Here is a 3028-nt window from a genome sequence, read left to right as displayed (position 1 = left end):
TTGTATAACACTGTCCGCTAACTAATACCCCACCTGCAAAAGTGACACGCTCCCATAGAAGAGTCTTTAAGGACTATTTTTTCCAAAGTTACACCAGTAGGCAACAACGGAACATTCTCTATGCTTATGCCAGATAGATTCGATTTTTCTTCAGCCATTAAACATGGACAAAAAAAAAGTGGTAAAACTAATAACAAGCTATATAAATAAACACACCTTTTTTTTAGCACTATTTTACTCATATTGATTGCAAGTTAACTGATTAAATTTGATTTTTTATAGTTTTATTGTCTCAACGAGACGAAGCTCTAAGTCCTAAAGCCTATGAATTGAAAAGTTTTGAAACACCGCTTTATTTCTGCCCCCACCTTCTAAGCAAAAATAGGACATACTTACTATCTTAGCCCTTAAAACAGTCTTATATCAGAAAGTTTTTTCTGAGAATTCAAATTTGATGGACTTATTTTGGAAAAGCATTTTGCCAAGCTACAGTCCCTTGGCATCATAGATCATTTTACTTCATAAAGCAAAAAATCTTTAAAGTCAATTCCTAACACAGAATTTAATACTATCATCTAAGAGTATCTATGATAGTAGTCGCAAATGAAAAGGATCAAGATTTTATACGTTGACACCAATCCCGAAAACGCAATACAGGTTTTGAAGTATTTTAACCCTCCTCAGTATTTGCCACCAAATTTTCAGACTAGAACAAGTGATCCTTATGAATTCGTTTTTATACACTGTCCTTCTTATGAAATAGGTCTAAAAAATTTAGTAACGTATAATTTAGATCCCTTAGCTAAAGATAGGAATCTTATTCCTTTTGATACAATCTTTTTTGAAACTAAAAAGAGAGTTGCGCCTGATGTATATTCTTGGCAGAAATTTCTTGTAGATGTATCACGATTAGGAATTTTGCCCGATAGACTACATTTACCTTACGGACTTATTGCTTTTGGCCATCAAGGTGGTGAACCCATTAAAGATTACTTAATGAATCATGGAGTTCGGAAATTAATTAAGAAACCCTTTGATCTAGAAGAATTAAAGCAAACTCTTACTGAGTATTTTAATACTGTTTTTGGCTCTCCTAGATGCAATTACGAGAACAGAAAACCAGATGAGCTTGGAGTAATTCGGCGGTATATTCGATACGAAAATACGGAAGGCTCTTTTGTGGGGATTCCCTTGCCATTCTTACAGAAAGAGGTTTCAGGTTCTAAAACGACATTATGGCTGAAACATGATCCAGAGATTGTCCAACCTGAAGTATCTTCGAGGGAAATGGTAGGATTCCTGGATCAACCAGATGAGTCCGTTCCTGTAAGTAATCCTTCTTCTGAAGCGGATTGATTGGCTTTATCTTGGCTACAGCAGAAAAATTCAGATTTTCTGCCATAACTAGCTTTTTCTTTATGCTTCGGATTAATATTTCCGTAAAAATACCATTTTTCCAGTTTGCACACTTTATAAAATAAAGCTATATTCTTATGTGAAGTGCTTTACAGAAAAATCTATTTTAGATTTTCAGCCTTCTGAATACTGAGGAAATTTTGTTTTTGTACTCCCCATGCTTATTCTATACCCAAAAAAATCTTGGAGTAGATTGTCTTCTGGCAAGTCTTTAGCTACAATTCATTTATACCCCCCATATAGGGGGGCCCAGCCTTTTGATGAACGTACATCAAAAGCCACTTGCCCGATTACTGTCACAATACAGCAAAGGAGCCTTACGGATGCTACAATTCAATTTCTTTTTTCAAAGATTTTTTCCCACTGTTTTGTCGTGGGAAAAATTATTTTGTCGATTTTTTTAAGATTTTTCAGCGCACCAGTTCCTACTTAGAAAAAGCTAAATAGACACAATATCTAGCTCTTTTTTATAGCAACCAATATCGTCGCCCGACCTACGGGGGATATATGTTTTTCGATGGTTGCGATAGGTATTTGCATTACTTTTTTTTCAAGATTTAGAGGAAATTTATGCTGCTCAAACTCAGTCTCGACCACGGCCTCGATAAAGCAAGAGCTTTCCAACAAGAATTATCTCTACTCACAGACGAAGAGAAAATTGCCTTTTTCAAGAACTGTGGTGGAGAAAAGATCATTCAGCCGTATACTAGTCTCCTTGAATGGTGGGAAAGTTTAACCGACGATTGGCAGAAAAAACTTCTCAATGCTCCTTTTCAGTTTGTCAAGGAAAATTTTTGGTTTGAGTTGTCGAATTTAAGTTTTCAAGAACTGAGACAATGGTATGAGGGGATCATTGAACGTTCCGAGAAAAGCTCCAAAAATAATGGGAAAAAAACACTTTCTCCCAACATTTGGAAGAAAGTTGCCTCCGAGATCCGTCCCCAGAAACAGGTCAAGCGATCGCTCAAACTGGAGCAAACAGTAAAAGAGCAAGATTTCAATGTGCTTCTGAATCATGGTTTCACTCCCGAATCATTGCAACAGTTAAAACTTGAGGTTTTTGCCGGCGTTAATGGTCAAATTGTAACTAGAAGTCTGTTCCCGTATCTGAAAGCGAGAAATTTCAACCCTCTGTTAATTCTTTCCCCAGGCGATCGCATTCGCTTCGAGTATGATCAGAAACTTGAAGAAAAGGACAAGGAAGGCGATCGCATTCGCTTCGAGTATGATCAGAAGCTTGAAGAAAAGGACAAGGAAATCGAGGAATTGCGATCGCAGTTCAGTGAGCTTAATGAAAAACTCCAACAAAAGGATGAGCAACTGGAAAAACAACAAAAGGAAATTGATCAACTTAAGCAAGAATCTAAAGAATTTAAAGAATTTATGAAGGCATCAAAAGCTGCTGTTGCTGCTGTTGCTTAAAATCTTTCTTTCTGTTCCATTTATCTTTGGTTAAATAGCCTCTAACTTACACGGCACTCCTCTACCATTAAGGTTGCCAGCAAAGTTCGCTTTTCCTAATAGCACCTATGGGTTTTGTTCCTTAGTTGCTATACATAATTTAAAATGTTAAGACTTAAAATAAAATCATGCTTGATAATTCTAGTAAATT

General features: G+C 36.3%; 2 protein-coding genes. Both read left to right on the top strand.

What is annotated here, in order from left to right:
* The first annotated feature begins 603 nt into the window (after window positions 1–603).
* Complete coding sequence (locus tag P9B04_RS18565) at window positions 604–1356, top strand: hypothetical protein (RefSeq protein ID WP_342056463.1); 753 nt, start codon at window positions 604–606, stop codon at window positions 1354–1356.
* A gap of 630 nt (window positions 1357–1986) precedes the next feature.
* Window positions 1987–2838 carry a coiled-coil domain-containing protein gene (locus P9B04_RS18560; RefSeq protein WP_342056462.1) on the top strand — a complete coding sequence of 284 codons (852 nt, stop codon included), beginning with the start codon at window positions 1987–1989 and terminating at the stop codon, window positions 2836–2838.
* Window positions 2839–3028 lie beyond the last annotated feature (190 nt).

This window comes from Crocosphaera sp. Alani8, from assembly GCF_038442745.1.
Taxonomy (GTDB): domain Bacteria; phylum Cyanobacteriota; class Cyanobacteriia; order Cyanobacteriales; family Microcystaceae; genus Crocosphaera.
This window is presented reverse-complemented; position numbering and strand designations above follow the sequence as displayed.

Coding starts and splice junctions, on each gene's coding strand:
- P9B04_RS18565 (WP_342056463.1), top strand. CDS start 604: ATGAAAAGGATCAAGATTTTATACGTTGACACCAATCCCGAAAACGCA.
- P9B04_RS18560 (WP_342056462.1), top strand. CDS start 1,987: ATGCTGCTCAAACTCAGTCTCGACCACGGCCTCGATAAAGCAAGAGCT.